Annotated in this window: 3 protein-coding genes and 1 pseudogene; all 4 read left to right on the forward strand. The window is 35.0% G+C overall.

The window, feature by feature from the left end:
- A pseudogene (locus AA81_RS14225) lies at positions 1-191 on the forward strand (hypothetical protein); the annotation flags it as partial.
- 261 nt (positions 192-452) lie between these two features.
- On the forward strand, positions 453-1,721 hold the full coding sequence (gene iscB, locus AA81_RS07960) for an RNA-guided endonuclease IscB (RefSeq protein WP_103079060.1): 1,269 nt from the start codon (positions 453-455) through the stop codon (positions 1,719-1,721).
- A gap of 424 nt (positions 1,722-2,145) precedes the next feature.
- Positions 2,146-2,415 (forward strand): co-chaperone GroES, encoded by a 270-nt coding sequence (gene groES, locus AA81_RS07965; protein ID WP_012208976.1) that lies wholly within the window; start codon positions 2,146-2,148, stop codon positions 2,413-2,415.
- 24 nt (positions 2,416-2,439) lie between these two features.
- On the forward strand, positions 2,440-3,989 hold a 1,550-nt coding region (gene groL / locus AA81_RS07970), incomplete at its 3' end, for a chaperonin GroEL (RefSeq protein WP_103898733.1).

Below are 3,989 nucleotides of genomic sequence, written 5' to 3' on the forward strand. Positions count from 1 at the left end.
TCAAAAATATTATCGTTACGATAAGTTTGATTATCATGGCTCTTACCACTTTTTCAGAAAAACTTAATATCATTTTAGGCGAATATTACCCAGATGTATACGATGAACTCAGAAGTGAAAGACCATATAAAAAATCTTTTTCTCACGAAGAAAGCGTCAACTACCCACCGTCTAAAGACGGGGGCTTGTGATGAACAAGCCTTAGTTGGCTACCCTCAGCCGTATGAAGAAACGGGCTTCCATCTCTAAAGGAAGATCATCGGGCTACGTTATATAGGTCATAACACCTTCGGATGTTTCTCTTAGTCTGTCGCTCTGTTGTTTAGCTTTAAACAATCCTGAGGGGTAGGGATAGTGAGCTAAACGTAAAAAGCCTATATAACATTGGGGAAGGAGAATAACTCCGTTAAGGAAAAAGAAACGGGCTTCCGCCTATTAAGGAGGTACACTTTATGTTAGTGTACGTTTTAAACAAACATGGGGAACCTCTTATGCCTTGTAAACCTTCAAAGGCAAGAAAGCTACTTAAAGATGGTAAAGCCAAGGTTGTTAGAAAAGAACCCTTTACTATTCAACTGCTCTATGGTAGTAGCGGTTATAAACAACCTATTACTTTGGGAGTAGATGCAGGAAGTAAAACTGTAGGATTGTCTGCTACTACTAAAAAGAAAGAACTTTTTGCATCAGAAGTTGAAATAAGGGACGATATAACTAAACTTATATCTCAAAAACGACAGTATCGTAGAGATAGACGTTTAAGAAAAACAAGGTACAGGAAACCACGCTTTTTAAATCGTGTTCACAGTAAGAACAAAGGATGGATTGCACCATCGGTAGAACATAAAATAAAATCGCACATTAAACTGATTGATCTAGTTTATCGTTTGCTTCCTATTACAAAAATTGTAGTAGAAGTTGCAAGTTTCGATATACAAAAGATTAAGAATCCTAATATTGAAGGCAAACAATACCAACAAGGTAAACAATTAGATTTTTGGAATGTAAGGGAATATGTTCTATGGAGAGATAACTATACCTGCCAACACTGCAAAGGCAAAAGTAAAGATAAAAGACTCAATGTTCACCACATCGAAAGTAGACAAATAGGTGGAAACGCACCGAGTAATTTAATTACATTGTGTGAAACATGCCATAGAGATTATCATAATGGAAAGATTAAATTGAATTTTAAAAGAGGACAAAAGTTTAAAGATGCTACATTTATGGGTATTATGAGATGGACATTATACAATAGATTGAAAGATTTGTATTCTAACGTTCATCTAACTTACGGATATATCACTAAAAATACAAGAATACAGAACAACCTACCTAAAACACATAGAATAGACGCTTTATGTATTAGTGGTCATCCTCAAGCAAAACAATTAGATTACTATTATCACATTAAAGAAGTTAGACGACACAATAGACAAATACACAAAGCTAACATTCTAAAGGGAGGAACAAGGAAGCTTAACCAAGCACCTTATCTAGTACATGGTTTTAGATTGTTTGATAAAGTAAGATACAACGGTATCGAATGTTTCATATTTGGGAGACGTTCAACTGGATATTTTGATATAAGGAAACTTGATGGTACAGTAATTCATAGAAGTGCAAAAAGCAAAGATTTAATCCTGGTAAGCAAAGCTAAAACTTTACTATGGGAAAGGAGAGAAAATTCTGCATTCCTCTCACCGCTTCCTTATCTGCCGTAAGGCTGTGTGGCGGAAGCCCGTTTTCTAGTGAGTCTCCTGCAGATATTTTTCATGAAAATATTGTTAGAAGGAGATAGCAGAACATCTCCAGAACAATTTGACCCTGAAGTATTAAAAGTGTTTGTCAAGATCGCAGAAAAGTTTAAAAATATGTACTGAAATAATTACATAAAAGTTAAAAAGGCAGAAAGAACGAGCAATTTGGAGAAAAAACGAGAAAAAACGAGATTTAGCCTTCTAATCGAAAATAATCGCCGATAATCGTCTTTAATCACCCATAATCGTCTTTTTTGACTCTTGATACTTTTACTAATATGTGTTATGATACATATGAAAATTAGCACTCTTAATGTTTGATTGCTAATGAACAAAAAAATAAAAATTGAAATAAAATAATTAAAATAAAAAAAGGGGGTATCATAACATGACGGTGAAACCATTAGGAAACAGGTTACTCATTAAGCCCATTACCGAAGAAAGAAAAACTGAAGGTGGTATAGTACTACCAGATTCAGCAAAAGAAAAACCTCAAAAGGCAGAAGTTAAAGAAGTCGGGAAACTAGATGAAGATTATGATTTAAAAGTAGGAGACAAGGTAATCTTTTCTAAATATGCAGGAACTGAAATCAAGATAGATGATGAGGATTATATCATCATTGATGTGGAAGACGTACTAGCAAAAGTAGAAGACTAAAAAAATGGGAGGTGTTGAGATAAGATGGCAAAAATGTTAAAATTTAATGAAGATGCAAGAAGAGCTTTAGAAAGAGGCGTTAATACAGTTGCAGATGCTGTTAAAATAACTTTGGGACCTAAAGGAAGAAACGTAGTTTTAGAAAAGAGTTGGGGATCTCCAACTATCACAAATGATGGTGTTTCGATTGCTAAAGAAATTGAATTGAAAGATAAATTTGAAGCACTTGGAGCAGAGTTAGTTAAAGAAGTAGCTTCCAAAACAAACGATGTTGCGGGAGACGGGACAACTACCGCTACAGTTTTAGCACAGTTTATGATTCAAGAAGGATTGAAAAATGTTGCAGCTGGTGCTAATCCAATATTGATGAGAAACGGTATCGCTAAGGCTACAGATAAAGCTGTAGAGCAGATAAGGAATGCTAGCAGAAAGTTATCAAGTAAAGAAGACATTGCACATGTAGCTTCTATATCTGCTAATAACGAGGAGATTGGAAATATTATAGCGGAAGCTATGGACAAAGTAGGAGAAGATGGAGTTATAACCGTTGAAGACTCTAAAACTCTTGAAACTTATGTAGAATTCACAGAAGGAATGCAATTCGATAGAGGATACATCTCTCCCTATTTTGTAACAAATACTGAAAAAATGGAAGCCGAAATGAAAGAACCTTATATATTAATTACAGATAGAAAGATTTCAGCTGTAAAATCTATAGTTCCAATTTTAGAAAAAGTTGCTCAAGCTGGAAAACCTTTGGTAATCATTGCTGAAGATGTAGAAGGAGAAGCTCTTTCTACGTTGGTTCTCAACAAGCTGAGAGGAACCTTGGAATCAGTAGCTGTTAAAGCTCCTGGTTTTGGAGACAGAAGAAAAGAAATGCTAAGAGATATTGCCATTTTAACTGGCGGTACTGTAATATCTGAAGAAATTGGTCTTACCTTGGAAGATGTTTCCATTAATGATCTTGGTCAAGCTGATTTGGTAAGAGTTGCAAAAGAAGATACTATCATTGTTGGAGGAAAAGGTGAACCTACAGCAATAAAAGAAAGAATAGCTCAGATAAAAGCTCAAATTGAAAATACAACTTCCGATTACGAAAAAGAAACATTACAAGAGAGATTAGCAAAATTATCTGGTGGGGTTGCTGTAATTAAAGCAGGAGCGGCTACAGAAACTGAGTTGAAAGAAAAGAAACATAGAATAGAAGATGCCTTATCTGCAACGAGAGCAGCTGTGGAAGAAGGAATAGTTGCAGGTGGAGGTGTAACGTTACTCAAAGCCAAAAAAGCCGTTGAAGAATTTGCAAACACATTGTCAGGAGACGAAAAAATTGGTGCACAATTAGTAGCAAAATCTTTAGATGCTCCTGCAAAACAAATAATAAGAAATGCTGGTTTAGAACCCGCTATAATTATTGAAAGAATACTCGAAAAAGATGATCCAAAATATGGATTTGATGTACTAAAAGAAAGATACATTAACATGTTTGAGGCTGGAATAATTGATCCAACTAAAGTTACAAGAAGTGCACTTCAAAATGCTGCGTCGATTGCTTCCATGCTTCTAACAAC

This window comes from Petrotoga halophila DSM 16923 (genome assembly GCF_002924615.1).